Genomic DNA, 25,645 nt, shown 5'->3' on the forward strand with positions numbered 1-25,645 from the left:
GAACACCGCCATGTCGTTCATCAGCCCTGAATTTCTACTCACCTCATTGCTGGTTGTACTCGCCCCCGGCACCGGGACGCTCTACACCATTGCCACCGGACTCGCTGCCGGAAGACGCAGGAGTTTCGCGGCCGCTTTCGGCTGCACCCTGGGTATCATTCCGCATCTGCTTGCCGCCGTCACCGGTCTGGCGGCGCTGCTCCACCGCACTCCGGAACTCTTCGGTGCGATCAAATATCTCGGTGTCGCCTGGCTGCTGTACATGGCATGGAATACGCTCGCTCAACGGGGCGCGCTCACGCCAGAGAGCCGTGACGAGGCCGATTCACCGCTGAAAATCATCACGCATGCCGTGATGATTAACCTTCTCAACCCGAAACTGCCGCTCTTCTTTTTCGCCTTTCTGCCGCAATTTATCCGCAGCGATGCCGCCTCCCCGGGGGAAGCGATGCTGACGCTGAGCGGGATTTTTATGCTGATGACGCTACTGGTCTTTATGTTATACGGCGCCTGCGCGGCCGCGATGCGCGGCTATGTCCTGACCCGTCCCAGGGTGTTACTGGGGCTGCGGGTCGCTTTTGCCGCCGGTTTTGTCGGCCTTGGCATCAAGCTGGTACTGGCGCCAGAATAGCGAGAGTTTGCTGCCGACGTTGAGGTCGGCAGCGGTCGCGGGCAGATTAGCGCAGGCCGGAGACCGGCCGAATCTCTTTCGAGCGCAGGGTCAGACGAATCGGCACGGATTTATAAGAAGGCGTGCCGCTCTCTTCATCAATGTAGTCCAGCGGAACCAGGACGTTGGCTTCCGGATAGTAGGCGCCAACGGTGCCTGGCGCGATGTTGTAGGCCACCAGCGTAATATCCTCCAGACGCAAATCGCTGTCCGGCAGCGCGGTGGTGATATCCACCCGGTCGCCGTGCTCGAATCCCTGACTGGCCATATCCTGCTCGTTCATAAACAGCACGTCGCGACGGCCAAAAATACCGCGGTAGCGGTCATCCATGGCGTAGATGGTGGTGTTGTACTGATCGTGGCTGCGCAGTGTGACCAGCCGCAGTACCTCCTCGCCCGCAACATGGACGTTCTCATGTACGCCGTGGAACACCGAGAACATGGCTTTCCCGGTTGGCGTTGGCCAGATGCGCTCCGTCGGCGGCAGCGGCATGCGAAAACCGCCCGGGTGACGAATACGCTCGTTGTAGTTATCAAAACCGGGAATGGTGCGTTCGATCAGATCGCGGATACAGTCGTAATCTGCCACCAGCGAGCGCCAGTCGACTTTAGTGTTTGCCAGGGTCGCCATCGCCATACCGGCAACAATCGCCGGTTCTGAACGCAGCAGCGGCGAGGCCGGTTTCAGTTTTCCTGACGAGGCGTGCACCATCGACATGGAATCTTCCACGGTGATCGACTGCCGCCCGGTCTCCTGCATATCCAGCTCGGTGCGGCCCAGACACGGCAGAATAAACGTCTCTTTCGCTACCAGCAGATGCGAACGGTTCAGTTTTGTCCCGACGTGCACGCTGAGATCCAGCCCGCGCATTGCCGGGAACGCGCGCTCATGGTCGGGCATTGCCACCGCAAAGTTACCGCCAAGACACAGCAGAGCCTTCGATTTGCCCTCGATCATCGCCTGCAGCGCTTTCACCGCGTCATGGCCATGCTTGTGCGGCGGCACGAACCCAAACACCTCCTGCAGCTTCGCCAGGAAGGCGGCGCCCGGCTTCTCGGTAATCCCGACGGTGCGGTTGCCCTGGACGTTGGAGTGACCGCGCAACGGACAGATCCCGGCACCGGGTTTGCCGATATTCCCGCGCATCAGCAGCAGGTCGGCGATCAGCCGCACGTTTGATGTGCCTTTGTTATGCTGAGTGATCCCCATGCCATAGGTCACAATCGTGGCGTTCGATTTAGCGTAAGCGTCGGCAACCCGCTGCAGGTCAGCGCGGGTGAGACCGGATTCGCGTTCGATATCTTGCCAGGAGGTCTTCTGCAAATCATCGACAAACGCCGGGAAGTTCTGCGTATGTTCAGTAATAAAGGCGCGATCGAGGACGCTACCCTGCTCTTCTTCCATCTGCAGCAGCGCTTTGGCAATGCCTTTCAGCGCCGCCGCATCGCCACCGGCCTTCACCTGAAAATAGGTAGAGGCAATATTTGTCGAGCGCAGTGTTGCCATCTCGATAACATTCTGCGGATCGGCAAAACGCTCCAGCGCACGCTCTTTCAAAGGGTTAAACACGATAATCGGTACGCCGCGACGAGCCAGCTCATGCAGCGTCCCCATCATACGCGGGTGGTTGGTTCCCGGATTATGGCCGATGGAAATCACCAGCTCGGTTTTATCAAAATCATCCAGCGACACCGTTCCCTTGCCGATGCCGATCGACTGCGGCAGCCCGACGCTGGTCGATTCATGGCACATATTCGAACAGTCGGGAAAATTGTTGGTGCCCAGTTCACGGGCAAACAGCTGGAACAGCCAGGCCGCTTCGTTGGAGGCGCGTCCGGAAGTATAGAACTCGACCTCGTCCGGCTGCATGCCGCTGACCACTTCGCCGATACGCGCGAAGGCGCTTTCCCAGCTGGTCGGGCGCAGCGTGTCGCTGGCGCGATCGTAGACCAGCGGATGGGTTAAGCGACCGTAGCCTTCGAGCTCAAAGTCGCTTTTGGCCAACAGCGAAGTGACGGTGTTCGCCGCCAGAAATTTCGGCGTAACGCGTTTGCTGGTCGCTTCCCAGGTCACCGCTTTGGCGCCATTTTCGCAAAACTGGAAAGTAGATTTGTGTTCTTTATCCGGCCAGGCACAGCCGGGGCAGTCAAAGCCGTCAGGCTGATTGGTGCGCAGCAGGGTGACGGGCGCCTCCAGGGCATCCATTTGTGTCCGCACGGCGATGGCCGTTGCTTTCAATGCGCCCCAGCCGCCGGCCGGGCCATCATAAGGATGCACGCCAGGTACTGAGCGTCTTTTCATATTCATATCTACTCCAGAATGCGCCGTCGATAAGCGAGAACGACGTGCAGAATCACCTTAATCAGGGCGATCCGCAACGTGAAAAAGTTCGTCCGCCGGAGAACACCGCGGCGGACGTTTTTGTTAACGAAAGCATAACAATCGGGATCGCAACTGTATAATCAATGTTATCTATCACGCGTTAGATTTAACTTATTTAACAGTTACGCAGAGAGAACCATCAGGTCAGATTGTAGTAGCGGTCGGGCTGCAGCGTTTCCGGCAGCGGGTGCTGACCGGTCATATCCAACAGGTTGCGTTCGATGGTGTTGCACATGGCGTTGAGGGGTAAATCGTTCGCCGCGGTGCCAAACGGATCTTCCAGCTCTTCCGCCAGCGAATCCCAGGACAAGAAGGTGTAAGAGATAAAGACCGACACGAACGGCGTCATGTAGTGCAGATCGCCGACCAGCGCGAAAGGCAGCAAGGTGCAGAACAGATAGACCGTACGCTGCAGAATCAAGGTATATGCGAAAGGGACCGGCGTGCTGGCCAGGCGTTCGCATCCGCCCAACACGTGGGCCAGCTCGTCGAGCTTATTGTCCATCAGACCATAGGTGATATCGCTCACCTTCCCCGCTTCGCGCAGCTGGCCCAGCTCATGACCGACCAGCAACAGGATGCGGTTAGTCGGCATCGAGCTGCCGAGGATCTCCGCGACGGTATCGGGGGGCAGCAGCCGGTTAAGGTCAGCCCCGGGATGGGTTTTACGTAACTGGTGTTTCAGACTCCAGCTAAAGGCAATCAGGTAGCTGGCGATTTTTTGATGCGTTTGGTGCTCCGTCGGAAGAATATTTTTCAGCTGACGCATCAGGGTGCGTTCGGCAATCAGTACCGTCCCCCAGAGATTACGCGCTTCGACAAAACGGTTGTAGCTGGCGCTGTTGCGAAAACCGAGGAATATCGCGATGGCTATCCCCAGCAAACTAAAGGGTGCCACAGTCAGATGGATACCCAGCTGTTCGTACCATTGATAGCTGATGATGGCGATAATCGACATCAGGACGTTAAGCAGCAGGCGAAAAATGATTTTTGACAGCACGGAGCCGTGCCAGTCAAACAGACGAAGGAACCAGTGTTGTTCTGGTCGGATGATCATTGTATGACTTCCTGAATGCCCAGTCTGGCTATAGATAATATCTATTAACCGATTGGATTATTTTATTGAACATAAACACGACAATGCGTTTGTTATTAACCATTAATATGCGATGGAATAATGGCGCAATAATTATGGTCCTTTTTTATTTATCGGGCAATATGAAAACCACTGCGGGGATGCGAGGTAGAGCGCCAATGAATCAACCCTGAGATTAATGTGGCTACATTATCAACCTGCCGGCGTCAGCCTCCTCTGGACAGTTAACGCACCTGTCGCGGGGCCCACACGCAATCGATTCCAGCGAGCCGATAATTTAATTCACAGAGGGCCGAAAACGCGCATAAAAATATAAATCGCGCCGACTTTTTTATTCTGAAATAATAGCCGACAGGTGCTATCCGCGACAAAAACGTTAATTCACGGCCATTCTGCGCATCGCACAATGATAGGCGCCGTTGCGTACCGATGCGCGAAGCACCCTGGCGATACCCTGTACCGCGAGCCGGGCGGTATGCCGCTGCCAGGGAGTCAGCGTCAGAGAGAGCATCTCCTGCGCCCAGGGCGGCAGCAGATCAATCCCGGCACGCATCATCAACTGGCCTGCCGGCTGAGTCAGACGGCCGGGTAAACGGGTGGTCAGCAGCACGTTCGCCACCTCCCGCGTACGCTCATCGCAGCGCAGACGCGGGCGCATATCCTGCAGATATTCCGTCACCTGCTGCGGCGTCACCGGGATATCGCGCGCGCCCAGACGGCGGGCAATCTCAGCCGCCTCGTGGAAATATTGCGTCTGTCGCTCCTCGCTGACCACCGTACGCTTATAGCGCAGATGCGATGCCATAAAGCTGCTGCATTCGGCCACGTGTACCCAGGTCAGCAGCGCCGGATCGCTGGCCTTATACGGCGTGCCGTCTTTATCCTGCCCGCTGACCCGCAGGTGAATGCCCTGCACTTTGGCAATCAGCCTTTCCGCATCGATGGTGGTGCCAAAGGTGGTCGCGGAGATAAACTGGCTGGTGCGCCGCAGGCGGCCGAAGATATCGTCGCGGAAATTGGAGTGATCCCAGACGCCGGCCAGCGCCAGCGGGTGCAACATCTGGAGCAACAGTGCGCTCACGCCTCCGCATAGCATCGACGTAAAGTCGCCGTGTACCTGCCAGATGGCCGATCGGGGGCCGAACAGCCCCGGCTCCCCTTGCGGGTGCTCGAAATCAATCTCTTTCAGCGCCATGCCGGTTAAGCCCAGAACCTGAGCTTCTATCATTCCGCGTATGCTGGTCATTGTTTTGCCTGATTCTCTCCGTGACAGCAAAACATACCACTATTCGGCGCGGGACTCATGTGCAGGCCGTGACTTTATCCGCAGCGAGAATGCAGAGTGCCCGCCAGCAACGGGCACTAAAGACTCACGGATTCAGCTGGTAGTCGAGGCTAATCTCAGCGTTCAACACCTGCGATACCGGGCAGCCGGCTTTCGCTTTCTGGATAATGCCGTCAAAGACATCGGCTTCAATGCCCGGCAGAACAATCTGACTCTGCAGCGCCACCTGGGTAATCGCAAAACCGCCGCCGGATTTATCCAGCGTCACCACCGCCACCGTATCAATCGCCGTGGCCGTATAGCCGGCTTCACTGAGCATCAGCGACAGCGCCATCGAGAAGCAGGCCGCATGCGCAGCGCCTATCAACTCTTCCGGATTGGTCCCTTTTACTCCCTCAAAACGGGTATTGAAACCGTACGGCTGCTGGCTCAACGCCCCGCTTTCTGTCGAAACGGTCCCCTTGCCACTTTTTAAATCCCCTTCCCAGTGCGCCTGACCTTTCTTATGGATTGCCATGTAATCGCTCCTGTTGGTATGTCGAACCCAAAGTATAGATGGTGAGGCGTCTTTCGGGGGTGGATTAGGAAAATCCCCTATAAAACAAAAAATTATCAGGTGGCGCCTTCTGTCGTTTTTTTTAACACGAAAATGACAATGATTAACATTCGCGCAACAGATCACATTTTCATCATCGCGCCATAGCGAATTTTTTCCGCTCATCTACTATCAGTTCACAACTAGATATATCGAGATAAAAGATATATCTCAATTGGGCTTTGTCTTGAGCAGAACAGGCGGCCACAGAGCTGCTACGTATCCGATACCTGTAGCGATGACTGAAAGAGAGAACCCTACAATGCAGCAGATCAATGAGCTAGTCGGCCAGCCTCCTTTTAATGTGACCCGGGCCAGCCATGTCGTCCTGAACGTACGGGACCTTGAAGCAAGTAAACATTTTTATCGCGAGCTGGTGGGCCTGATCGTCAGCGATGAAGATGCCTCCACCGTCTGGCTGCGTGGCCTGGAAGAGCGCGGTCACCACAGTCTGGTGCTACGTAAAAGCGCACAGCCTGGCTGCGCGCGCATCGGCATGCGGGTCCACAGTGAGGACGATGTCAAACGGGCGCGGGATTATTTCGCCGCACAAGGAGCGAATGCCGAACTGGTTGATGTCCCCTGGCAGGGTCTGACGCTGCACGTCAGCGACAGCATCGGCGTGCCGCTGGAGTTCTGCGCGACCATGGAGCCGCGCGAACGGATGTTTAAACAGTACGATCGCTACCGCGGCGCCTGTGCCCAGCGTCTCGATCATTATCAGCTGCAGGCCAGCGACGTGCGCACCGCGTTTGATTTCTACCAGCGCCTGGGATTTCGCACTAGCGAATACACCTGGTCGACGCTGGACGGCAATGAGCAGCTCTGGGGGGTGTGGATGCAGCGTAAAGGCAACCCGCACGATATTGTCTTTACTAACGGCGTCGGCCCTCGCCTGCACCATTTCGCTTATACCATCCCGGATAGCAACGACATGATTCGCGCCTGTGACGTGGCCGGAGCGTTGGGCTACGCGCCGCAGCTGGAGCGCGGCCCTGGACGTCACGGCATCAGCGGCGCGCTGTTTATCTATTTTCGCGACCCTGATGGCCACCGCATTGAACTGTTCAACACCCACTATCAGCACATCGACCCGGAACCTGCCGTCGGCTGGGATCTGGCGGATCCCAAACGCGCCGATCAGTGGGGACTGCCGGCACAAAACAAATGGTTTACCGAGGCCACAACGTTCGTGGGCGTGACGCCGCAGCCTCCGCGGCTGCGGGTTGAACCGCCGGACCTGGAACGTTTTCTGGCGATGGCCAACGACGCCTGACATTGCACATCGTCACACGCTGTACCTCAACGCTCCGGCGCCGCGCGCGGCCTGTGAGCAAACTTAACAGCATCCAGGAGTACGATTGTGGCTACATTTTTTCAAAATGCTTATCTCAGAATTCTGGTGACCTACGCCCTCGGCGTGATGGCGGCGATGACCGTCAGTGAAGCGGTCACCGAACTGGGCGCCATTGCACACGCGTTTCATATCGACGGGCACGGCCAGGTGGGACTGATCATGTCGCTCCCTTCCTTAATGGTCGCTCTCGGCGCGCTGCTGGCAGGCTATACCGTTGACCGCTTCGGCGATCGCGTGGTGCTGCTGATTGGCGCGGTGATTATTGTTGCCGGCGACCTGCTGGTGATTGCTGCCCCCACTTTTACGCTGCTGCTGATCTGTCGGGCGATTACCGGCGTGGGCTATGTCCTGACCGCCGTCGCCGCCGTCACCCTGCTTATTCGCATCACAACCGGCAAGCAGAGGACGATGGCGATGGCGCTGTGGTCAACGTTTGTCCCCGCCAGTTTTCTACTGCCGTTTCTCTCGGCCGGTCTGGCCGAACACTTTGGCGACTGGCGGGTGGCGTTCCTGGCCCACTCGGTCTTGACCCTGCTGCTGGCCGCTGTGGCGCAATGCTGCCTGCCACGACGCAGTGCGGAAGAAAAAATCATCTTCTCCCGTACCCGGGGCCTGCGCGACGTGCTGAAGAGCCCGCTGCCGTGGCTGCTGGGGATCTCTTTCGGCGCCGATGCGTTTCTGCAAACCGGCGTCATCACCACCCTCGCACCGTGGCTGGCGAAAAGCTATGGCGTGGATCCGCTGGCGGTTTCGCGCTGGAACGTGGTGGCGATGGTCTGTAACGGCATCGGCTGTCTGATGGTCGGCGCCCTGCTCAACCGTGGCGTCCGGGCGATGCTTATCGGCGCGCTGGGCATCTTACTGACCGGTATTCCCGCGCTGGTCATCTTCAGCCTGCAGCTGGGGCTGTGGCCATCGCTGGTGGCGTCGTGGGTCTTTACCTTTGGCAGCGGGCTGCTGGTGGGAATGTGGGCACTGGCGCCGGTGGTGGCTCCTTCACGCGACAGCATTGGCGCCACCAGCGGGCTTATCACCCAGTTGACGCTGATTGGCGTGTTCCTGGGACCGCCGCTGTTTTTCCATGCTCTACAGAATCATACCGGCCATTCGCTATCGCTGCTGGTTCTGGCGGGACTGGCGGTATGTCTGGTCGGCATTCCCGTCTGGCTGCGCGATCCGAACCATAAACCTGCCGCTGAACACCGCGCCCCGGACGGCGCTGGCATCAACAAATCGTCCGTGAACTGACTATGACAGGCCAGCTGGCCTGCCGATAACACAATCTGAGGAAGTTATTATGTTGGATATCGTCATTATTGGTGCCGGTCCGGCAGGGCTGGCTGCGGCCCTGCGTCTGCACCAGCAGGGATTTAAACCGCGTTTATTCGAAGCCGTTCAGGAAATTAAGCCGCTGGGCGTCGGGGTGGATATCAAACCCTACGCGGTAAAAGAGCTGACGGAACTGGGTCTGTACGAGGCTTTTTGCGACATTTCTGTCGACGCTCAGGAGTCGATTTTTTACACCGGTTACGGCCAGCAGATTTTCGCCGAACAGTGCGGTCGACATATGGGATATGAACACGATCAGCGCTTCGTACATCGCGGCCATCTCCAGATGATGCTCTATCGTGCGGTACAGGAACGATTGGGGCCCGAGGCGATTACCCTCGGCTGTCGCTGCCTGAGCTTCACCCAGGACGAGCATGGGGTGACCGTCACGTTTGATAACAGCCTGAACCCGGCGGCTCCGCAACAGGTACGGGCCGATGTGATGGTTGGCGTGGATGGCATTCGCTCGGTGGTGCGCAGCCAGCTGCTCCCGGCCTCTCAGCGTAGTCACTTTTCCGGCCTGACGCTGTATCGCGGCGTCACCGTAATGCCGCCGATCAAAACCGGCGGCTCGATTTTGCACATCGGCGATCCGATTCGTCAGGGCACCCTGATCGTCTACCCCATTCAGGACAACGTCGATGGTCAGGGAAATCAGCTGGTCAACTGGGTGATTGAGCAGGCCGAAAAACCGCAAAGCGAAGAAGACTGGAATCAGGAAACCGGCGTCAAAGAGATTGAACATGTTTTCGATGACTGCCAGCTCGGTTTCCTGGATGTCAGCGAAATGATCCGCCGCGCCCGCGAATGCTACCTCTTCCCGCTGATCGATCACGATCCCCTCTCCCAGTGGTCTTTTGGCCGTATCACCCTGCTGGGCGACGCCGCGCACGCCATGTATCCGCGCGGCGGCAACAGCGTTTGTCAGGCATTTGTCGACGCCCGCGTGCTGGCTGAGAAACTCAGCACAGTGGCCGATCCGGTTGCGGCGCTGCGGGCCTACGAGGAAGAACGACGCGAGAAGGTGAACTGGCTGGTGCTGGCTTCACGCGGCGAAGGCCCCGAGGTGGTTCGTCGGATTGTTGAAGAGCGCAGCGGCGGGAAACCGTTCGACGATATTGAGGCCATTTTCCCCCACGAAGAGGCGCTGGCTATCTTCAGCGAATACCACGCCAAAGCCGGGATGCGGATTCCTGGAAGTAAAGAGAGCGTAGCGCCCGGTAAATATAAGTCCGTTTTTGCCAGCGAGCAGAAATAACACCCCACCAACCAACATGACACCAAAAACAAAAGGAAAGAACGCATGAGTAAAATTATCGATGCCAACATGCACTGGCTGCCAGGCGACCTGTTCTCCGACGAAAAACTGCTGAATGCATTTCTGGATTGCGTGCCGAAACAGTACGGGGTCCACACCCGGGTAGAGCAGATCGAAGGCAAACCGCTGCGTCAGCTGATCATCGAACAGCCGAAAGGCTATGTGAATCTCAACTACGCCGAAGGTCAGTACACGCTGGAGAGTCAGCTGGCAGACATGGAAAAAGCCGGCGTCGACCACGCCATTTTCCGTCTTCCGGTATGGCAGGAGTGGCTGGATCTGGAGACCTGTAAAAAGGTCAACGATCGAATGGCTGAATACGTGAAACGCAGCGGCGGAAAAATGTCGGCGCTGGCGGTCGTTCCGCCGTGGGGGACCGAAGAGTGTCTGCGCGAAGTCGACCGCTGTCTGAATCAGCTCGGCTTCCGCGGCGCGCAGATTGTCGCCCACTACGGGCAGATCTATCTCGACGATCCGGCCTTCCGCCCTTACCTCAACTACCTGAACTCGCTGGAAATTCCGGTTGTGGTTCACCATACGCCGCTGCCGGTGGATTTTAACTCCGTACTGCCGTACACCAATCAGCGCCGCCAGTTCGGGCGCTGCATCGACCAGGCCACCGCCGTCGGACGCGAGCTGTTCAGCGGCATGTTTGACGAGCTGCCGAACCTGCGCTTTATCCACTCCATGCTGGGCGGCGCGTTTTACGCCTTCGCCGATATGCTGGTACCGCCGCAGCATCAGTTCAACGATGCAGTCGATCGTTTCCAGACCGGCACCGGCAATCTGCGCGCGCAGTTAAGCAACAACATCTTCTTCGATACTTCCGGCGCGCCGCAATGGGGTAAAGCTCAGCTGGAGGCCGCGGTGAAGGTGATCGGCGGGAAAAATATTCTCTACGGTAGCTCCTACCCGATTCGCAAGGACTGGTTCTTCCAGGGGGTGGACACCATTCAGAGTCTGGATATTTCAGCGGAAGATAAGGCCAATATTCTCGGCGGGAATGCCGCACGGATGTTCCATCTCGACTAACGAAATCGGCCCCGCTAAACATCAGATTATCGGGGCCAAAAGCGAGAAACCGGCAGAGGGCTGCCGGTTTTTTTACGTCCGCTGCCAGCGGATATCCAGCGTTTCGCGCACTGCCGCTTCCGCCAGATGGCGTTCCACGATGGTTTCCATCTCGGCCAGATCGTCGGTTTCCGTGGCGCTTAACGTAATCTGCAACAGGTTATCCTGCACATCCAGCCGGACCTCGCCGATGCTCAGTCGAAACTGCCCGCTGTGCTCATCGCTGACGACCGGCGTGCGATGTTGGAAATGGCTGCACAAGCGGCGCATAAATCGCGAGGCATTGGGCGTCGCGATGCAGGCGATACTGGTGTGCACGCCCTCCGACGCAACCGGGGTAGTCAGCAGATGTTCAATACGTTCGGCGGCCAGATGAATTGCCTGCGCCAGGCTCACGACCATACCGGCAGGCAGCGGCTCATATTTCATCCGCAGGCTGAGCGCCCGTTTCAGGTGGTCCATTGCCTCTACCAGCTCCACCGGCGATGCTCGGTTCGCCTGCGGCGCCACCCGCGACTTAAGCATTTCCATAACCGATTGATTGGCCGTCAGCCATGCCCGGCCCTCTTCGGTAATGCTGTAGCGCTTGCGGCCGCCCTTTTCCAGGTCGATAACCGCATAGTTGCGGTCATACAGCCAGGTCAGGGTCGGATAGATGACCCCCGGGCTGGGCTTATACAACCCGCCAAAGCGTTCTTTAATGTCATGAATTAGTTCGTATCCATGGCTCGGCTGTTCAGACAGCATCGCCAGGAGCAGCACGCGTAGCTCACCGTAATCGAATACCCGCCCACGACGCCCGGTCTGCCCCGCATTCTGCGGGACAGCCGGAGTGTCGTTACCGGCGGACTTTTTTCCGGAGCGTTGTGTTTGTTCCATCGTCGACTCCTTTATCATCCACTGCAACATAACTAAACTTTAAATATATCTTAAAGAGATGACGCAGGCCTGAATTTTGTTCGCCAACGGAATACGCGCGGGAAAGCGGAGAAGCGGTCAGTAAAAGTTAGTTAAAGAACGGCGATAAAATCACACTGTACGCGAATATTGCCGTTCAGTTTAGCATCGATGGCGTACCTGGCCGGACGCGATGCCGGATCAGGGAAATAGCGGACCCAGTGGCGGTTCACCGTTTCGCGCTCGTTTCTGTCCGCCATCAACAGCGTCAATCGGGCAATGTTGTCCAGCGTCCCTCCGGCATCCTCAATTAGCGTTTTGATATGGGCAAACATCAGCGCGCACTGGGCATCAAGATCATCCGGTACCTGCCGGGTCAGCGGATCGCGGCCATAAATCACACCGGAAAAAACCATATTGCCAATCCGACAGGCGGCAGGAACGGGATTGGCGTGAACGAAGGCCTCGCTATAAATACTTTTTCTGTTACTCATATTTATCTCCAGTCAGGATCTGCCGCCGGCAGACCCTGCTACTAATAAAAGGACAATGTCATCACGATTAATATTCGCTGTCCGGCATCATAGCGCCGAATTTATAAACCAGGCGCAGGCGTTCAGCATGATAATCACCGGTTATCGGCGACGGCGAGTCAATATAATCAAATTCAAATTCAGCATGTAATCGCGGGGTCAGGTTATAGCCTAATATCATAAACCCGGCATTAATATCCTTAGCGGCAATCGGATAATAAATCCCACTGGAATCTTTTAAATTCAGACGCGTATAGCCTAATACCGCCAGCGCGTTTTGATTATGATAAACATAGCGCAGCGCCAGCGCATCGCCGGGCTGATTACTGGTGATCATCGATGCCAGCGGTTGTCCGGCCTCAATCGGCGTGGTGTCATAAATACCGAAATTATATGGTGCGAAATAGGCGCCATTTAAAAACGCCCCGTCTTTGCTGGGGACATGAGTGGCAATCACCGAGAGACTGTGATTGCGCGAGCGCATCCCCAGTCGGGCAGAATAAAGATCGGTGTCGATATTTTTATACGGCCAGGACTGATCCGATGTATCCCATTCATGCAAATACTGTGCGCCGAAAAATGGCGTCCATTGTCCCACGCTTAGCCCATGTACCGGCAGCTCGCCGCCGACAAAAGCCATCTGCGCACGTTTATCAAAGTGATAATACCAGGCCTCGGCCTGGGCATCGTACAGGTGGCCATAGCGCAGACCGAAGGTGGAGAAACCATCGCTGTCGACCGAAGGGATCGTCGTATCATCAACCTCTGGCGCCCCGGTATCTCCCTTACCAAAGGTATCAGAGCTGAAAGGTTTGAAGCGGTAGATTCGATAGCCGTACAGCTTTAACGGCTGCTTATCCAGCAAAGCGTAATCGCCGCCAACCCCCTCATATAAGGCCGGAATCATGGTACGACCTTCGCCGCCGTTGGCGAAAGGCGTGTCGAGTGCAATTCGTCCCCCCTGTAGATTAAATCCATATCCCCGATAGCGCAGATAGGCCTTACCCAGAACATTGATATTATCCGCCGGCAGATAAACTTCCGTTTTTTCACTGTTATCGGGATTGAGACCTAAATTCCACGACGCATAATCTGCAACACCAAAACTAAAGCCATAAAGTTCCGGGCTGACATATTGAATATCACCCCCAAAGGCGTGCGTTTGTTTATCCGCAACGGTACCGTTAAATTCTTTAAAAAAATGCATAGTTTTGACTTCGCCGTAAATATTCCCTTGCGAAAGCCAGTCGTTGAATGAATCAGAGTCGCCACCGGCAGATACCGTATTCGCGTAACAACTGCCGCACATCAACGCCAGCGGAAATAACGCCATCGTTGAGACTCTGAATGAACAGTTTAATTCCATTGCCAGATAACCTCATTGTAGGAGACAGAGATATTTTTATTTACCGCCCGGAGCCTGTTCGCGCAGGCTCATAGAGAATGGCGCGTCAATGCGCCCACCCGCGCTACGCTCTGCGTTCGCGATGGGTGATATCAACAGAAATTAAAGCCGACAGGTTTATTTGCGCGTTTGTGCCAATAAGGCTTTGCCGTAATCATTGCCATTGGGAATCCGCGTAATCGTGTGAATATGAAAACGCGCCGGCTGCTCATTGGTCAGCCACATCCCGCTATGGTGATCGAACTCCAGCATCACCACCGGACTTTGAATACGGTAATAAAAGACATCGTCATCGCCGCAGCCGCCAATCCAGCACCACCAGGTTTCCTCAAGATGCTGTTCAATGCACGCCAGCCGCCGCTGTCGCGGAGCATCGGGCAAAAAATCAAGGAAGCAGGCAATCGTCGCCATTAACATCTTGCGCTGCGCCGGACTGAACTCCGCCACACAAATTCCCTCATAAGGAATTATTCGGTTATCCTGAAAAGCCCCGCCGAGATGGCGCTGATCGGCGAAGTTAAAGCGCTCTGGCGGCATCGCCGGATCTTCCATCTGCTGGAAAATCGTTGCTCGTTTCTGCTGCCGCGGAGTCAACGCCTGCATCAACGCAAGGCCGCAGCGCTCTTCGTCGGTAAACAGCGTCGCATCGCTGTCATCACCGCGATCGATAACGTTTGGCTCCACGCCCATAAACGTGGGGGCGATAGTCAGCTGACGTCCGACGATAAAACAGCAAAACGCGACATGATGGCCGTAGATATTCCACCCCCAGGGCCGATCCGCCGAAGGCTCGCCGAACAACATGAAATGGAAGCTCCAGCGGTTCATGATGTTATTCAGGTCATACAGCTCGCCAAGGAAATGGTTGGCATCCATCAGGCGAGAGACTTTGCGAAAACCCTGCTCGCTGGTGCAGGTCCTCAATAACCCGAGAAATGCCTCGCGCGTCGCCGGAGACGTCGCTTCCAGGCGCACGCCATAGTCATTGAACGGAATTTCCGGGTTATACCAGGCACGCCACTGCGGCGCATCAATCGGCTGGCAGACGCGCTGGCGCTGCGACGGCTCCAGCGTCCGCAGCAGCTCTCTGGCGGCGGCAACCGCCTCGTCGACGGCAAACCCTTCATCGGCTAACGCGAAAAGCCCCTCGCGTACCCTGCCGTCAGTCGTGATCCCGCGAAACGTTTCATCCAGGCTGGCCTGCCACTGCGCCTGTAGGTCACGTGCTTTTTCCGTCGCCAGCATCCTGGCGCCATAGGTGGCAACATCCACGTTACGCGCGGCCAGAATACGTGGCGCGTCAGCAGGCAGAAGATAATCACGAAAAGAGTTGCTGCTCATCACGCCTCCCACGCTATGGCGTCGTCTTCTGCCACCACGCGATGTTCTATCGCCCCCAGGCCGTCGATGGTCAGATGCAGCAGATCGCCCGGCTGCAGGAAACGTCCGGTCGGCGCGCCAATCCCGGACGGTGTTCCGGTAGCAAGTACGTCGCCCGGCTCCAGCGTCATCACCGATGAGAGATACTCAATTTGTTGATATATGTTGTAAATCATATCGCCGGTTGAGGCGTGCTGACGTTGTTCACCGTTCACCGTTAGCGTCATCTGTAGCGCCAACGGGTCGGCAATTTCATCGCCGGTCGTCAGCCACGGGCCCAGCGGCCCGTGCGTATCGAATGATTTGCCGAGCGTAAAGGTCGGCGATTTTTTCAGCCAGTCCCGCGCGGAGAGATCGTTGACGATCAGATAGCCGGCAATCACCGCGTGTGCATCGCGGGCACAGACGTGGCGACAGCGGCGACCGATAACCACACCGAGCTCGATTTCATAATCCATCTGCTCGCTAACGCGCGGCTTAACGACCGGATCAAAGGGCCCGCTGATGCAGGAAACCTGCTTGTTAAACCACATTTGCGATGGCGGGATGGCGATCCCCGCCCGGCGTGCCTCCTCGGCATGCTGGCGATAGTTCATACCAATGCCGAGAAACTTCTGCGGGTCGTGAATCGGGGCCTCCAGGCGAACCTCCTCCAGCGCAATGGCCGGCCCGGTGGCCCGCTCAAGCCGTTCGCGAAGCGCCGGCAGGTCGTTGAGCAACTGGCGCATTGAGTGATCGATGCCGGTGATTTCGGATAAATCAATGACCGTAGAATCAACCACTTTGCCAAGCCGGGTACGTCCGTGGTGGGTGTAGCGCACGAGCTTCATAACACTCCTTCTTACGCCGCAAAGGGCGTCATTTGTGACAACACAATCTGCCAGCCCTGCGGGGAACGTCGCAGAACCAGCGTGGAAAAACCGTGGCGAACCCTTTCGGCGCCATCGTGCAGTGCACGGACCACGTTGCGCGTTTCGCCGCTGATAATGGCAATATCGCCCAGCAGGCGTATGTCCGGCGTTGGCCGCTCGATAGCCACAAAGCCGCCCATTTTCACCACGTGTTCGAGAAACTCGGCCTTACCCTGCACCATTCCGGTACTGTGAATATGAACAAGATCGTCGGCCAGGAGCCCCGCCAGACGCACGCTATCACCGGCCACCAGTGCCTGCTGACGCTGCGTCTCAAGCGTCATTAGCGCCAGGAGATCCGTATTCATAGCAGCCCCTCATAGGAACCGCCGTCGAGCTGCAGATTTTGTCCGGAAATATAGGAAGCCTGCTGGCTACAGAGAAAGGCACAGGCTGCAGCGAACTCCTCCGGGCGGCCAAAGCGACCGGCGGCGATTGTCGCCTCATTGCGTCGGCGCGCCTCTTGCAGACTGATGCCCTCTTCATCCATCAGCCGCTGCAACATAAATGCCTGGCGCGGCGTATCGATCCGCTCCGGAAGCAGGTTATTGATGGTCACATTGTCGGCTACCACTTCACGACCGATCGCTTTGCAGATAGCAGTCAGCGCCGTCCGCGCCGAGGTGGATAGCCCCATCATGTAGTGCGGCGCTTTGACCATGGCCGAAGTGATATTGACGATCCGCCCGAAGCGCTGCTGCTGCATTGCCGGCAGCCACGCGCGAATCAGCTGTACCGCAGGAATAAAATTGGCCGCCATCGCCCCCAGCAGCGCCTCTTCATGCCAGTCGGCAAGTGCGCCGGGCTGAGGCCCGGCGTTATTGGTCACCAGAATGTCGATTTTTGGCCAGGCCGCCAGGATCGCCGCGCGCCCCGCCGACTGCGTCAGGTCGGCAGTGACGGTGGTGACGGCAACCTGAGGAAAGCGCTGGCGCAGCGCCGATGCCGCCTGCGCCAGCTTCTGTTCATAACGCCCGTTTAGCGTGACGTTCACGCCTTCTGCCGCCAGCGCCGCCGCGCAGGCCAGACCGAGTCCTTGCGATGATGCGCAGACGAAAGCCTGTTTTCCGCCAATCCCCAGATCCATTCTCCGCTCCTGAATGTTAATTATTGGTAAAATAATGTACATATATTGATATATCTCAAATTGCGATATGTCTAGATATCCACAGGAGGATTAGATGAAAGTCGGAGATGGCTCACGAAAGAGGACGCTGTCGGCGCGAACAAGAGACAGACGTGCGGACGCCACCCGGTAGCAGGTAGCGAGGTGAGTGATGGCAGGAGCACGCGCGCCCGCAAGGCGCGACGCAGGATCGGCGGTACGAAAGCGCGCTAGCTAAGCTGCGCCAGCTGCTGTTGGATCTCATCGAGGAACAGCGGTAGCGCGCTGGGTTGATAGTCGCGCGATAAATAGATGCCGTAGACGCTGAGTGCTTTCGGCGTCCAGCCCGGCAACACCGGCTTCAGCGCCCCGCTGTTGAGCGCGCGCTGCGCTTCCAGTTCCGGCAGCATCGCGATACCGCATCCGGCTACCGCCGCTTTGAGTAGTAATGAGGAGATCCCGGCGCTGAGGTTTCCGGAAACCGTCACCGAGACCTCCTCGCCCTGCGAGTCGGTAAGCTGCCAGCTCGGCGCGACAAAATGGCTGTAGTGCAGACAGTTATGTTCGCTAAGCTCCGCCGGCGTCTGCGGCTGGCCATGTAACTGCAGCCAGCGCGGCGATGCGCACAGGACCGAACGACAGACCCCCAGCCGACGGGCAATCGCTCCTGGCTCCGGGTTATCGGTGATGCGAATCGCCACGTCGATGCGCTCGCCGATCAGACTCACCGGATGATTATTGATATCCAGTTCGAGACGCAGCTGGGGATAACGGGCGAGAAAATCGGGTAACAGCGGTGAAATCAGCTGCATAGCCGTAAAGTGAGCGCAGGCGACGCGAAGCGTGCCGCTGGGCACCGCCCGCTCGGTCTGCCCGGCAATTTCATCCGACAGTTGCGTCAGGCTGCGGGTTTTTTGCAGCACCTTCTCCCCGGCCGCGGTTAAGGTTAATTTGCGCGTCGAACGGTGGATCAGGCGGGTACCCGCCCAGTGTTCCATCTGCTCCAGATAGCGACTGACCATCGGGCGTGACATCCCCAGCGCACGGGCCGCGGCGCTCAGGCTCCCCAGTTCGCAGATCCGCATGTAGACCTGCGCGGCAATAATTCTGTCCATCTTTCACTTCCATCTGCACGTTTTATGAAACTCAGCATCTCTTTTTTCAGGAATTTTCGCAAATCAGGAAATCCGTAAAATAGCGTTATTCAACAGACACAGAGAAAACCAACATGAAATTATCTGCCCTTGCCGTTGCCACCGCGCTGTTCAGCTCCGCTGCGTTTGCCGCACCTTTAACATTGCAGACCTATAACCCGCAGGATAAAGGTATCTTCGCCGTGAACTCGACGCTGGCTTCCGGCCCGCATGAAGCGGTGCTGTTTGATGCGCAATTTAGCGTGAAAGATGGCGAAAAGCTGGTCGATATGATCCGCAAAAGCGGTAAGAAACTGAGCCGCATTGTCATTACCTCCGGCGATCCGGATTTCTATTTCGGCCTCGAGCCGCTGGTGAAGGCTTTCCCGGACGCAAAAGTTGTCGCCACGGCCGAGGTGGTCAAGCACATCGAAGCAACCCAGGCCGCGAAGCTGGCATTCTGGGGCCCGCAGATGAAAGATGGCGCACCGAAGCAGCTTTATACGCCGCAGGTGATTGCGGCCAACACCTTTACCATTGACGGCGAAAAAGTTGAAATTCGTCAGCCGCAACACTACGCGGCGTTCGTCTGGATCCCGGCGAACAAAGCCATCCTCGGCGGTACCGGTGTCGCCTGGGGTATGCACGTATGGACGGCCGATACCCAGAGCGCCGAAAGCCGCTTGCAGTGGCGCAAAACGCTCGACGATATGGCTGCACTCCATCCGCAGCAGGTCATTCCGGGCCACTATCTTGGCACACCGCCGGCCGGGGATCGCGCGATCGCCTTTACCCGCGACTATCTGCAGCAGTTTGAGCAGGCGCTGAAAACGCACAAAGACTCCGCCGGGGTGATCGCCGAGATGACACAGCGCTGGCCGGAGCTGGCGGAAGTCAGTTCGCTGGAGCTGAGTGCGAAGGTGAACACCGGCGAGATGAAGTGGTAAACGCAGACTATTCCTGATTCCGGGTGATAAAGTTGCCAGGGGCGGAAAAATAGACCACGATAGATAGACGGTCGCGCTAGCGCGCCGTTCTTAGGGTTACATTTCGTCCGGCCACGCCGGGCTTGTCCTTGAAACAGAACTGGATTAAGGAGTAAGAATGAAATCGAACCACCAGGCACGTCATCTTCTCGGTCTGAACTATAAACTGTCCCAGCAGAAAAAAGTGGTGCTGGACGGCGATGTGGAAACGACAATTAACCACGCTCATGCCACCGGCCGTAAGCGCCGCGCGGGTTAATTTCTCAGCTGAATGATGATAAAAACACCGTCCTTTCGTCAGGATGGTGTTTTTTTAATACAATTTCCCCTCTTTGATAACATCTGCTCTATACTGCTCCCGCTGCATTCCCTGCCAGCCCGCACGCTTATCGCCGCGCACGGTCTGAAGTGAACATCAAGGAGTTAGTGCGATGCAATTCACCCATAAGAAAAACCGTTCCCTGTATATCCCCTACGCTGGCCCCGTTCTGCTCGAATTTCCCCTTCTCAACAAAGGTAGCGCCTTCAGCATGGAAGAGCGCAGCAGCTTTAACCTGCTCGGCCTGCTGCCAGAAGTTGTTGAAACAATTGAGGAACAAGCTGAACGCGCATGGATCCAGTACCAGGGATTTAAAACTGAGATCGACAAGCATATTTACCTGCGCAACATTCAGGACACCAACGAAACCCTCTTTTATCGCCTGATTGGCAACCATCTCGATGAGATGATGCCGGTCATCTATACGCCGACCGTCGGCGCCGCCTGCGAGCGCTTCTCTGAGATCTACCGTCGTTCGCGCGGTGTTTTTATCTCCTATCAGAACCGGCACAACCTCGACGATATCCTGCAAAACGTCCCGAACCACAACGTCAAAGTGATCGTCGTCACCGACGGGGAACGCATTCTGGGTCTCGGCGACCAGGGCATCGGCGGTATGGGGATCCCGATCGGCAAACTCTCGCTGTACACCACCTGCGGCGGTATCAGCCCGGCCTACACGCTGCCGATTGTGCTGGACGTGGGGACGAACAATCAGCAGCTGCTCGACGATCCGCTGTATATGGGCTGGCGCCATCCGCGTATTACCGACGATGAGTATTATCAGTTTGTCGATGACGTTATCCAGGCCATTAAGCACCGCTGGCCGGACGTTCTGCTGCAGTTTGAAGACTTCGCGCAGAAAAACGCTATGCCGCTGCTCAACCGCTATCGCAATGAGATTTGCTCATTCAATGATGATATCCAGGGCACCGCCTCGGTGACCGTCGGCACGCTGATTGCAGCCAGCCGCGGTGCGGGCAGCCAGCTGAGCGAACAGAAAATCGTCTTCCTCGGCGCCGGCTCTGCCGGTTGCGGGATTGCCGAACAGATTATCGCCCAGATCCAACGCGAAGGATTAAGCGAAGAAGAAGCGCGTCAGCGCGTGTTCATGGTTGACCGTTTCGGCCTGCTGACTGACGCCATGCCGAACCTGCTGCCGTTCCAGAACAAACTGGTGCAGAAGCGTGAAAATCTGCAGCAGTGGGATACCACCAACGAAGTGCTCTCCCTGCTTGACGTTGTGCGCAATGTGAAACCGAATATCCTGATCGGTGTCTCCGGCCAGCCGGGTCTGTTCACCGAAGAGATTATTCGCGAGATGCATAAGCACTGCCCGCGTCCAATCGTAATGCCGCTGTCGAACCCGACCTCTCGGGTGGAAGCCACGCCGCAGAACATCCTCAGCTGGACCGACGGCGAAGCGCTGGTTGCCACCGGCAGCCCGTTCGCGCCGGTCACGCTGAAAGGTAAGCAGTACGTTATTGCCCAGTGCAACAACTCCTATATCTTCCCCGGTATCGGTCTTGGCGTCATCGCCTCAGGGGCATCGCGAGTCACCGATGAGATGCTGATGGCGGCCAGTGAGACGCTGGCGAAGCACTCGCCGCTGGTCAACAACGGCGAAGGCCCGGTGCTGCCGGAACTGAAAGATATCCAGACCGTCTCACGCGCGATCGCTTTCGCGGTCGGCAAAGTCGCTCAGGAACAGGGCGTGGCGGTGAAAACCTCCGCCGAGGCGCTGTTGCAGGCGATCAGCGATAACTTCTGGTTGCCGGAGTATCGCAACTACCGCCGGACCTCGATCTGATTAACCTGCATCGCAAACGGGCCTGACAACGGGCCCGTTTTTTTGCCGCCGCCCCACTATCTTTAGTTGCTAGCCAAATCGCCGCCCACCTCCTACACTGCTTTCACCTGTCAACTCACTGAATGAAAAAGGAGGACCCCATGCTGTTATGTGAAATATCTATGTTTTCACTGACATTTGGTAATCGTCACTGCTCAAGCGTTATCGGTATCGTGCTGCGATAACTTCAGCTTGAGCGAAGACACCCCAGACTAATTCCCTTCCCTCGGGCTTACCGGGTTATCGTCAGCGATGTTTGACGAGGCGTTTTTACGCCTGTAACTCTTGAGTAAGTTCACTATGAGTACATTATTTAGCGCGCAATCTCTGCATGTTGAAACGGCATTCGGGCCGCTTTTCACCGACCTCTCCTTTACCCTGAAAAAAGGCGACCGCATCGGCCTGATCGGCCATAACGGCTGCGGCAAAAGTACCCTGCTGCAGGTGCTGGACGGCACGCTGACGCCCGCTGCCGGCAGCGTGGCGCTGGCGCACCATTGCCTGATGGCGCGGGTTGAACAGCACCTGCCGGATGCCCTGCTGCAACAATCGCTCATTGAGGTGGTTCTGGCGCGGCTTCCCGCCAGCGGGCGTGAACAACAGCGCTGGCAGGCAGAACGTCTGCTGGCAGAAATGGGCTTTACGACGGTGGCGTTCACCCAGCGAGCGGCAACGCTAAGCGGCGGGCAACATACCCGACTGCTGTTGGCCAGAGCGTTAATTCAGCAGCCGGATCTCCTGCTGCTGGACGAACCCGGCAACCATCTCGATCTGCCGACCCTGCTGTGGCTGGAAAGCTTCTTGCAAACCTGGCAGGGGAGCTTCGTGCTGGTGTCCCATGACCCCCTCTTACTGGATGCTGTAACTAATGCCAGTTGGATCCTGCGCGACAGAACCCTGCACGCCTTCTCTCTTCCCTGTAGCGCGGCGCGTCAGGCGCTGGCGGAACGGGACGAAAGCGATGCCCTGCGTCATAAAGCCGAGCAGCGAGAAATCGACCGCGTCAACACCAGCGCCAAACGGCTGGCAACCTGGGGACAGGTGTACGACAACGAAGATCTCTCGCGCAAAGCCAAACAGATGGAGAAACAGGTCGCGCGCCTGAAGGAGAGTCAAACCGAGCTGACCGCCGGCACGCCGTGGCGGCTGGCGCTGAACGGTGACGCCCTGCGGGCCGATCGTTTACTCGAAATTGAACAGCTGCCGGTGCCCCCGGCTCCGGGATTACCAGCCCTGTTCACCGCCGGGCTGGCGCGTCTGCGCAGCGGCGACCGGGTGGCGATTATGGGGCGCAACGGCGGCGGGAAATCGTCGTTGCTGCGCCTGCTGTGGCGGCAGATGCAGCAGGCGGCGCCGGATGTCGGCCTGCGTCTGCATCCACGATTACATCCGGGCTACTACGACCAGTCGCTGCATCAGCTGGCGGATAATGCCACGCTGCTGGAGGCGCTGGAGCGCTTCGAACCCGCCGGTGAACGCCGTAAGCGGGCGCTGATTTCCGCCGGTTTCGGCTGGAGCCGCCACGGGCAAAAGGTCAGCACCCTCAGCGGGGGCGAACGTTCCCGCTTGCTGTTTGTCGGGCTGTCGCTGGCGAGCTATAGCCTGCTTCTGCTGGATGAGCCCACCAACCATCTGGATATGGAAGGCAAAGAGGCGCTGGCTGCCTCGCTGCGCGAGTATTCCGGCGGTCTGCTGCTGGTCAGTCATGACCGTCAGTTGATAAGCCAGAGCTGTAACCGCTTCTGGCTGATTGATGATAACGGGCTGAGCGAGTGGCATAGCACCGACGACGTTTACACCCGCCTGCGCGGCGGGGCGCCCCTGCCCGGGAGGCCCGCCGACGCGGATGCGACGACCACCGTCTCCGAAGACCATGACGCCCTGCTGGAACGGCTGATCGATCTGGAACAACGGCTGGCGGATGATGTATCGCGTAAACCTAAGCACCAGAAACCCCACCTGCAGGCGCAGTGGCGCGAGGAGATCGCGGCCATTACCGCCAGACTGAGTTAAAGGAGACTGAATCCCCGGCTAAGGTGGAGACAGCTTAGCCGGGTGTACGCGGTCAAGGACGGTGGCTACGCCGACGCTGCATCCGCCGGGTATCGGCTGAACTGCTGTTCGGTCATCATCATCCCCCACTGATCGCCCTGCCACTCTTTATGTAGCGTAAAGCCGAATGATTCATACAGCGCGCGCGCGGCGTCAAGCCCGCTGAAGGTCCACAGCTGAACGGCTGAAAACGCGCGACGGTCGCAAAAAGCCATCGCCTCGGCCAACAGACGTCGGCCAACGCCGCTGCCCCGACAGCTGTCGTCGAGAATAAACCAACGTAGATGCGCTTCGTTATTGCCCAGATCTTCACCATCGATGGCCACGGAGCCGACGATTTTGCCCTCCAGCACGGCCAGCCAGATCTGATTGCACTCTGCGTCAAGTCGGGCAGAAAACTCTGCCAGCCCGCTGGCGACCTTACCTTCGAAAAAGTGGCCGAACCCGTGGTGCCGGGCATAATATTCGCCGTGCATCTGCGCAATGCGGCCAATCATACCCGGCCGGTATCCGCGCACAATCGTCACGTTGTTTGCCGCAGCGGGCCTTGGTACGTCGCGGCATTTCGCCAGCGCCTGCGCGTACGCGGTCAGCCCCAGCGCCACGTTTTGCTGTTGTCCGGCATCGAGATGCATAAGCGCATCAATGACCCGCATCGCCCCGTAATCGTTAATCCGTCCGACCGTCCCTCGTCCCTGTTCCGTCAGTTCGAGTTGCTTGAAGCGGGCATCTTCGCCGTCGGGTTTTTCCTGCAGCTCGCCGGCGGTCAGCAGACGGGACAACATCCGACTGACGCTTGATTTCTCCAGGCCGAGGATCTGAACCAGCTGCGCGGCGGTCATCGCCCCGTGTGCGGAAATTTCCAGCAGCGTATGCACGGCGGAGGGTGAATAGTCGGTGGCTGCCAGCGTAGAATTCATGAAGCCGAGTTCACGAACCATCAGGCGGGAAGAGCGGCGTATTTCAGTGATGAGCGATTGGTTAATAAGCGATGGATGCGTCATGGAGATGGGTGCAGGTGAGTTAATAGTTGCACAATACAACCATTATTGCGTTCTTCCTGTCAATCCACGCCGCCATTCGGCCCGCGCACACGAACGGTATTTCCTTCCGGCTCATCGGCTCTTTGTCAGGATTAAACACGGTCGCAACGGGTCATTGCCCGGCTAAAAAAGTACAGGCACCGTGCGGTGCCTGTTTTTATCTTATTGTGGATTTTTGGCTTTCCACGCATCCCATGCCTGCTTAATCTCTTGTTTTGCCGCAGCGGCATCGTTAAAGCCGTTCAGCTCCACCTTTTTACGCCCGTCAGGCAGTTGCTTATAGACGCGGAAAAAGGCCTGCAGCCGCTCCTGCTCAATGGCAGGCAGGTCGCTGATATTCTTGATGTCATCATAGGTCGGATCGATTTTGCTCGCCGGCACGGCAATAATCTTATCGTCCTTTTCCCCACCATCGATCATCTTCAGGACGCCGATTGCCCGCAGCTTAATCAGCGTCCCCGGAGCCATCGGTGCACGCGTGTAGAACACCACGTCCAGCGGATCGCCGTCTCCCGCCAGCGACTGGGTCAGTGAACCGTAGTTAGCCGGATAGGCGACCGGCATCGACTGGAAACGATCGGCTATAATAAATCCCGTCTTCGCGTCGGTCTCATATTTGATGATACCGCCCGTCGGAATTTCCGTGACCGCGTAAAACTCTTCCGGGTTGTTCTCCGGCTGCGGAAAGTCCAGTACGTTGTGGGCCTGAGCGGCGGCAGACAGGAACAGCGATGCGGCGAGGATAGTTTTTACCAGATGCATTGTAGTATCACTCTGTTGTTATAAGAAATTTGCCTGTAACAGCCTGCCGCTTAGCCATGAACAGAATATGACGACCTCATTGCATAATTATTAACAGCCAAAATTCACACATATGCTCGAATTTTGCGCTATTAGTGCTCCTCTAGACCACATATTTCACTAGCTC

The 25,645-nt window shown here is 57.2% G+C and carries 23 protein-coding genes; 9 read left to right on the forward strand and 14 right to left on the reverse strand.

Features of this window, described 5'->3' with window-relative positions; all coding sequences use genetic code 11:
* The first annotated feature begins 10 nt into the window (after nt 1-10).
* Nucleotides 11-631, forward strand: coding sequence for a LysE family translocator (locus Q1L34_RS13700; RefSeq protein ID WP_015584365.1), 621 nt, complete (start codon nt 11-13; stop codon nt 629-631).
* A 46-nt stretch (nt 632-677) separates the two neighbouring features.
* Here the strand turns inward: Q1L34_RS13700 and Q1L34_RS13705 are convergent, their stop codons facing one another.
* From Q1L34_RS13705 to Q1L34_RS13720, 4 genes are all read right to left on the reverse strand, one after another.
* Nucleotides 678-2,978: an FdhF/YdeP family oxidoreductase gene (locus tag Q1L34_RS13705; protein WP_327204103.1), complete on the reverse strand. Its 2,301-nt coding sequence runs from the start codon at nt 2,976-2,978 to the stop codon at nt 678-680.
* 214 nt (nt 2,979-3,192) lie between these two features.
* Entirely contained in the window at nt 3,193-4,110 is a 918-nt protein-coding gene (locus Q1L34_RS13710) for a bestrophin family protein (protein ID WP_004861790.1), read from the reverse strand.
* Between the two features lie 415 nt (nt 4,111-4,525).
* Complete coding sequence (locus Q1L34_RS13715; RefSeq protein WP_032717429.1) at nt 4,526-5,395, reverse strand: oxygenase MpaB family protein; 870 nt, start codon at nt 5,393-5,395, stop codon at nt 4,526-4,528.
* Nucleotides 5,396-5,519: 124 nt separating this feature from the next.
* Nucleotides 5,520-5,951: an OsmC family protein gene (locus Q1L34_RS13720; RefSeq protein WP_004861784.1), complete on the reverse strand. Its 432-nt coding sequence runs from the start codon at nt 5,949-5,951 to the stop codon at nt 5,520-5,522.
* A 340-nt stretch (nt 5,952-6,291) separates the two neighbouring features.
* Between Q1L34_RS13720 and hpaD the strand changes: the two genes are divergently transcribed.
* The 4 genes from hpaD to Q1L34_RS13740 all read left to right on the forward strand — a co-directional run bounded on the left by hpaD (nt 6,292) and on the right by Q1L34_RS13740 (nt 11,065).
* On the forward strand, nt 6,292-7,305 hold the full coding sequence (hpaD, locus tag Q1L34_RS13725; RefSeq protein WP_015584367.1) for a 3,4-dihydroxyphenylacetate 2,3-dioxygenase: 1,014 nt from the start codon (nt 6,292-6,294) through the stop codon (nt 7,303-7,305).
* 87 nt (nt 7,306-7,392) lie between these two features.
* Nucleotides 7,393-8,634 (forward strand): MFS transporter, encoded by a 1,242-nt coding sequence (locus tag Q1L34_RS13730; RefSeq protein ID WP_064359355.1) that lies wholly within the window; start codon nt 7,393-7,395, stop codon nt 8,632-8,634.
* A gap of 49 nt (nt 8,635-8,683) precedes the next feature.
* Nucleotides 8,684-9,973, forward strand: coding sequence for an FAD-dependent monooxygenase (locus tag Q1L34_RS13735; protein WP_015584369.1), 1,290 nt, complete (start codon nt 8,684-8,686; stop codon nt 9,971-9,973).
* A gap of 45 nt (nt 9,974-10,018) precedes the next feature.
* Entirely contained in the window at nt 10,019-11,065 is a 1,047-nt protein-coding gene (locus Q1L34_RS13740) for an amidohydrolase family protein (RefSeq protein ID WP_015584370.1), read from the forward strand.
* A 72-nt stretch (nt 11,066-11,137) separates the two neighbouring features.
* Here the strand turns inward: Q1L34_RS13740 and Q1L34_RS13745 are convergent, their stop codons facing one another.
* From Q1L34_RS13745 to Q1L34_RS13780, 8 genes are all read right to left on the reverse strand, one after another.
* Complete coding sequence (locus tag Q1L34_RS13745; RefSeq protein ID WP_015584371.1) at nt 11,138-11,983, reverse strand: DUF2218 domain-containing protein; 846 nt, start codon at nt 11,981-11,983, stop codon at nt 11,138-11,140.
* A gap of 131 nt (nt 11,984-12,114) precedes the next feature.
* Nucleotides 12,115-12,495 (reverse strand): RidA family protein, encoded by a 381-nt coding sequence (locus tag Q1L34_RS13750; RefSeq protein ID WP_015584372.1) that lies wholly within the window; start codon nt 12,493-12,495, stop codon nt 12,115-12,117.
* A 67-nt stretch (nt 12,496-12,562) separates the two neighbouring features.
* The gene (locus Q1L34_RS13755) at nt 12,563-13,867 is read right to left on the reverse strand and encodes a hypothetical protein (RefSeq protein WP_081213135.1); all 1,305 of its coding nucleotides are present in this window, start codon (nt 13,865-13,867) and stop codon (nt 12,563-12,565) included.
* A gap of 189 nt (nt 13,868-14,056) precedes the next feature.
* The gene (locus Q1L34_RS13760; RefSeq protein WP_015584374.1) at nt 14,057-15,280 is read right to left on the reverse strand and encodes a DUF3500 domain-containing protein; all 1,224 of its coding nucleotides are present in this window, start codon (nt 15,278-15,280) and stop codon (nt 14,057-14,059) included.
* Nucleotides 15,280-16,149: a fumarylacetoacetate hydrolase family protein gene (locus Q1L34_RS13765; RefSeq protein ID WP_015584375.1), complete on the reverse strand. Its 870-nt coding sequence runs from the start codon at nt 16,147-16,149 to the stop codon at nt 15,280-15,282. The genes Q1L34_RS13760 and Q1L34_RS13765 overlap by 1 nt, the downstream gene beginning before the upstream one ends.
* Nucleotides 16,150-16,160: 11 nt before the next feature.
* Nucleotides 16,161-16,538, reverse strand: coding sequence for a nuclear transport factor 2 family protein (locus tag Q1L34_RS13770; RefSeq protein ID WP_015584376.1), 378 nt, complete (start codon nt 16,536-16,538; stop codon nt 16,161-16,163).
* Entirely contained in the window at nt 16,535-17,317 is a 783-nt protein-coding gene (locus Q1L34_RS13775; RefSeq protein WP_015584377.1) for an SDR family oxidoreductase, read from the reverse strand. The genes Q1L34_RS13770 and Q1L34_RS13775 overlap by 4 nt, the downstream gene beginning before the upstream one ends.
* A gap of 248 nt (nt 17,318-17,565) precedes the next feature.
* A complete protein-coding gene (locus tag Q1L34_RS13780; protein WP_327204104.1) occupies nt 17,566-18,450 on the reverse strand; it encodes a LysR family transcriptional regulator in 885 nt (294 codons plus the stop codon).
* Between the two features lie 113 nt (nt 18,451-18,563).
* Here Q1L34_RS13780 and Q1L34_RS13785 point away from each other — a divergent pair, with 113 nt between their 5' ends.
* From Q1L34_RS13785 to Q1L34_RS13800, 4 genes are all read left to right on the forward strand, one after another.
* Entirely contained in the window at nt 18,564-19,415 is an 852-nt protein-coding gene (locus tag Q1L34_RS13785; RefSeq protein WP_306124339.1) for a Vmh family MBL fold metallo-hydrolase, read from the forward strand.
* Between the two features lie 157 nt (nt 19,416-19,572).
* Nucleotides 19,573-19,713, forward strand: a complete 141-nt coding sequence (sra, locus tag Q1L34_RS13790) for a stationary-phase-induced ribosome-associated protein (protein WP_004861775.1) — start codon at nt 19,573-19,575, stop codon at nt 19,711-19,713.
* A gap of 172 nt (nt 19,714-19,885) precedes the next feature.
* Nucleotides 19,886-21,583 carry an NAD-dependent malic enzyme gene (locus tag Q1L34_RS13795; RefSeq protein WP_004861771.1) on the forward strand — a complete coding sequence of 566 codons (1,698 nt, stop codon included), beginning with the start codon at nt 19,886-19,888 and terminating at the stop codon, nt 21,581-21,583.
* A gap of 339 nt (nt 21,584-21,922) precedes the next feature.
* Entirely contained in the window at nt 21,923-23,635 is a 1,713-nt protein-coding gene (locus Q1L34_RS13800; protein WP_327204105.1) for an ABC-F family ATP-binding cassette domain-containing protein, read from the forward strand.
* A gap of 65 nt (nt 23,636-23,700) precedes the next feature.
* Here Q1L34_RS13800 and Q1L34_RS13805 read toward each other — a convergent pair whose 3' ends face one another.
* Together Q1L34_RS13805 and Q1L34_RS13810 are read right to left on the reverse strand one after the other, a co-directional pair.
* Nucleotides 23,701-24,678, reverse strand: a complete 978-nt coding sequence (locus Q1L34_RS13805; RefSeq protein WP_327204106.1) for a bifunctional helix-turn-helix transcriptional regulator/GNAT family N-acetyltransferase — start codon at nt 24,676-24,678, stop codon at nt 23,701-23,703.
* A 201-nt stretch (nt 24,679-24,879) separates the two neighbouring features.
* Nucleotides 24,880-25,479: an inorganic diphosphatase gene (locus tag Q1L34_RS13810; RefSeq protein ID WP_004861761.1), complete on the reverse strand. Its 600-nt coding sequence runs from the start codon at nt 25,477-25,479 to the stop codon at nt 24,880-24,882.
* Between the last annotated feature and the right edge of the window lie 166 nt (nt 25,480-25,645).

It is taken from the genome of Klebsiella ornithinolytica, assembly GCF_030505655.1.
Classification (GTDB): Bacteria; Pseudomonadota; Gammaproteobacteria; order Enterobacterales; family Enterobacteriaceae; genus Klebsiella; species Klebsiella ornithinolytica.

Bases quoted from the DNA above. Each gene is read 5' to 3' on its own strand.
- Q1L34_RS13700 (WP_015584365.1), top strand. From the start codon at position 11: ATGTCGTTCATCAGCCCTGAATTTCTACTCACCTCATTGCTGGTTGTA.
- Q1L34_RS13780 (WP_327204104.1), bottom strand. From the start codon at position 18,450: ATGGACAGAATTATTGCCGCGCAGGTCTACATGCGGATCTGCGAACTG.
- Q1L34_RS13795 (WP_004861771.1), top strand. From the start codon at position 19,886: ATGCAATTCACCCATAAGAAAAACCGTTCCCTGTATATCCCCTACGCT.
- Q1L34_RS13735 (WP_015584369.1), top strand. From the start codon at position 8,684: ATGTTGGATATCGTCATTATTGGTGCCGGTCCGGCAGGGCTGGCTGCG.
- Q1L34_RS13715 (WP_032717429.1), bottom strand. From the start codon at position 5,395: ATGACCAGCATACGCGGAATGATAGAAGCTCAGGTTCTGGGCTTAACC.
- hpaD (WP_015584367.1), top strand. From the start codon at position 6,292: ATGCAGCAGATCAATGAGCTAGTCGGCCAGCCTCCTTTTAATGTGACC.
- Q1L34_RS13710 (WP_004861790.1), bottom strand. From the start codon at position 4,110: ATGATCATCCGACCAGAACAACACTGGTTCCTTCGTCTGTTTGACTGG.
- Q1L34_RS13740 (WP_015584370.1), top strand. From the start codon at position 10,019: ATGAGTAAAATTATCGATGCCAACATGCACTGGCTGCCAGGCGACCTG.
- Q1L34_RS13800 (WP_327204105.1), top strand. From the start codon at position 21,923: ATGAGTACATTATTTAGCGCGCAATCTCTGCATGTTGAAACGGCATTC.
- Q1L34_RS13745 (WP_015584371.1), bottom strand. From the start codon at position 11,983: ATGGAACAAACACAACGCTCCGGAAAAAAGTCCGCCGGTAACGACACT.
- Q1L34_RS13750 (WP_015584372.1), bottom strand. From the start codon at position 12,495: ATGAGTAACAGAAAAAGTATTTATAGCGAGGCCTTCGTTCACGCCAAT.
- Q1L34_RS13810 (WP_004861761.1), bottom strand. From the start codon at position 25,479: ATGCATCTGGTAAAAACTATCCTCGCCGCATCGCTGTTCCTGTCTGCC.
- Q1L34_RS13770 (WP_015584376.1), bottom strand. From the start codon at position 16,538: ATGAATACGGATCTCCTGGCGCTAATGACGCTTGAGACGCAGCGTCAG.
- Q1L34_RS13720 (WP_004861784.1), bottom strand. From the start codon at position 5,951: ATGGCAATCCATAAGAAAGGTCAGGCGCACTGGGAAGGGGATTTAAAA.
- Q1L34_RS13760 (WP_015584374.1), bottom strand. From the start codon at position 15,280: ATGAGCAGCAACTCTTTTCGTGATTATCTTCTGCCTGCTGACGCGCCA.
- Q1L34_RS13805 (WP_327204106.1), bottom strand. From the start codon at position 24,678: ATGACGCATCCATCGCTTATTAACCAATCGCTCATCACTGAAATACGC.
- Q1L34_RS13705 (WP_327204103.1), bottom strand. From the start codon at position 2,978: ATGAATATGAAAAGACGCTCAGTACCTGGCGTGCATCCTTATGATGGC.
- Q1L34_RS13785 (WP_306124339.1), top strand. From the start codon at position 18,564: ATGAAATTATCTGCCCTTGCCGTTGCCACCGCGCTGTTCAGCTCCGCT.
- sra (WP_004861775.1), top strand. From the start codon at position 19,573: ATGAAATCGAACCACCAGGCACGTCATCTTCTCGGTCTGAACTATAAA.
- Q1L34_RS13755 (WP_081213135.1), bottom strand. From the start codon at position 13,867: ATGGCGTTATTTCCGCTGGCGTTGATGTGCGGCAGTTGTTACGCGAAT.
- Q1L34_RS13765 (WP_015584375.1), bottom strand. From the start codon at position 16,149: ATGAAGCTCGTGCGCTACACCCACCACGGACGTACCCGGCTTGGCAAA.
- Q1L34_RS13775 (WP_015584377.1), bottom strand. From the start codon at position 17,317: ATGGATCTGGGGATTGGCGGAAAACAGGCTTTCGTCTGCGCATCATCG.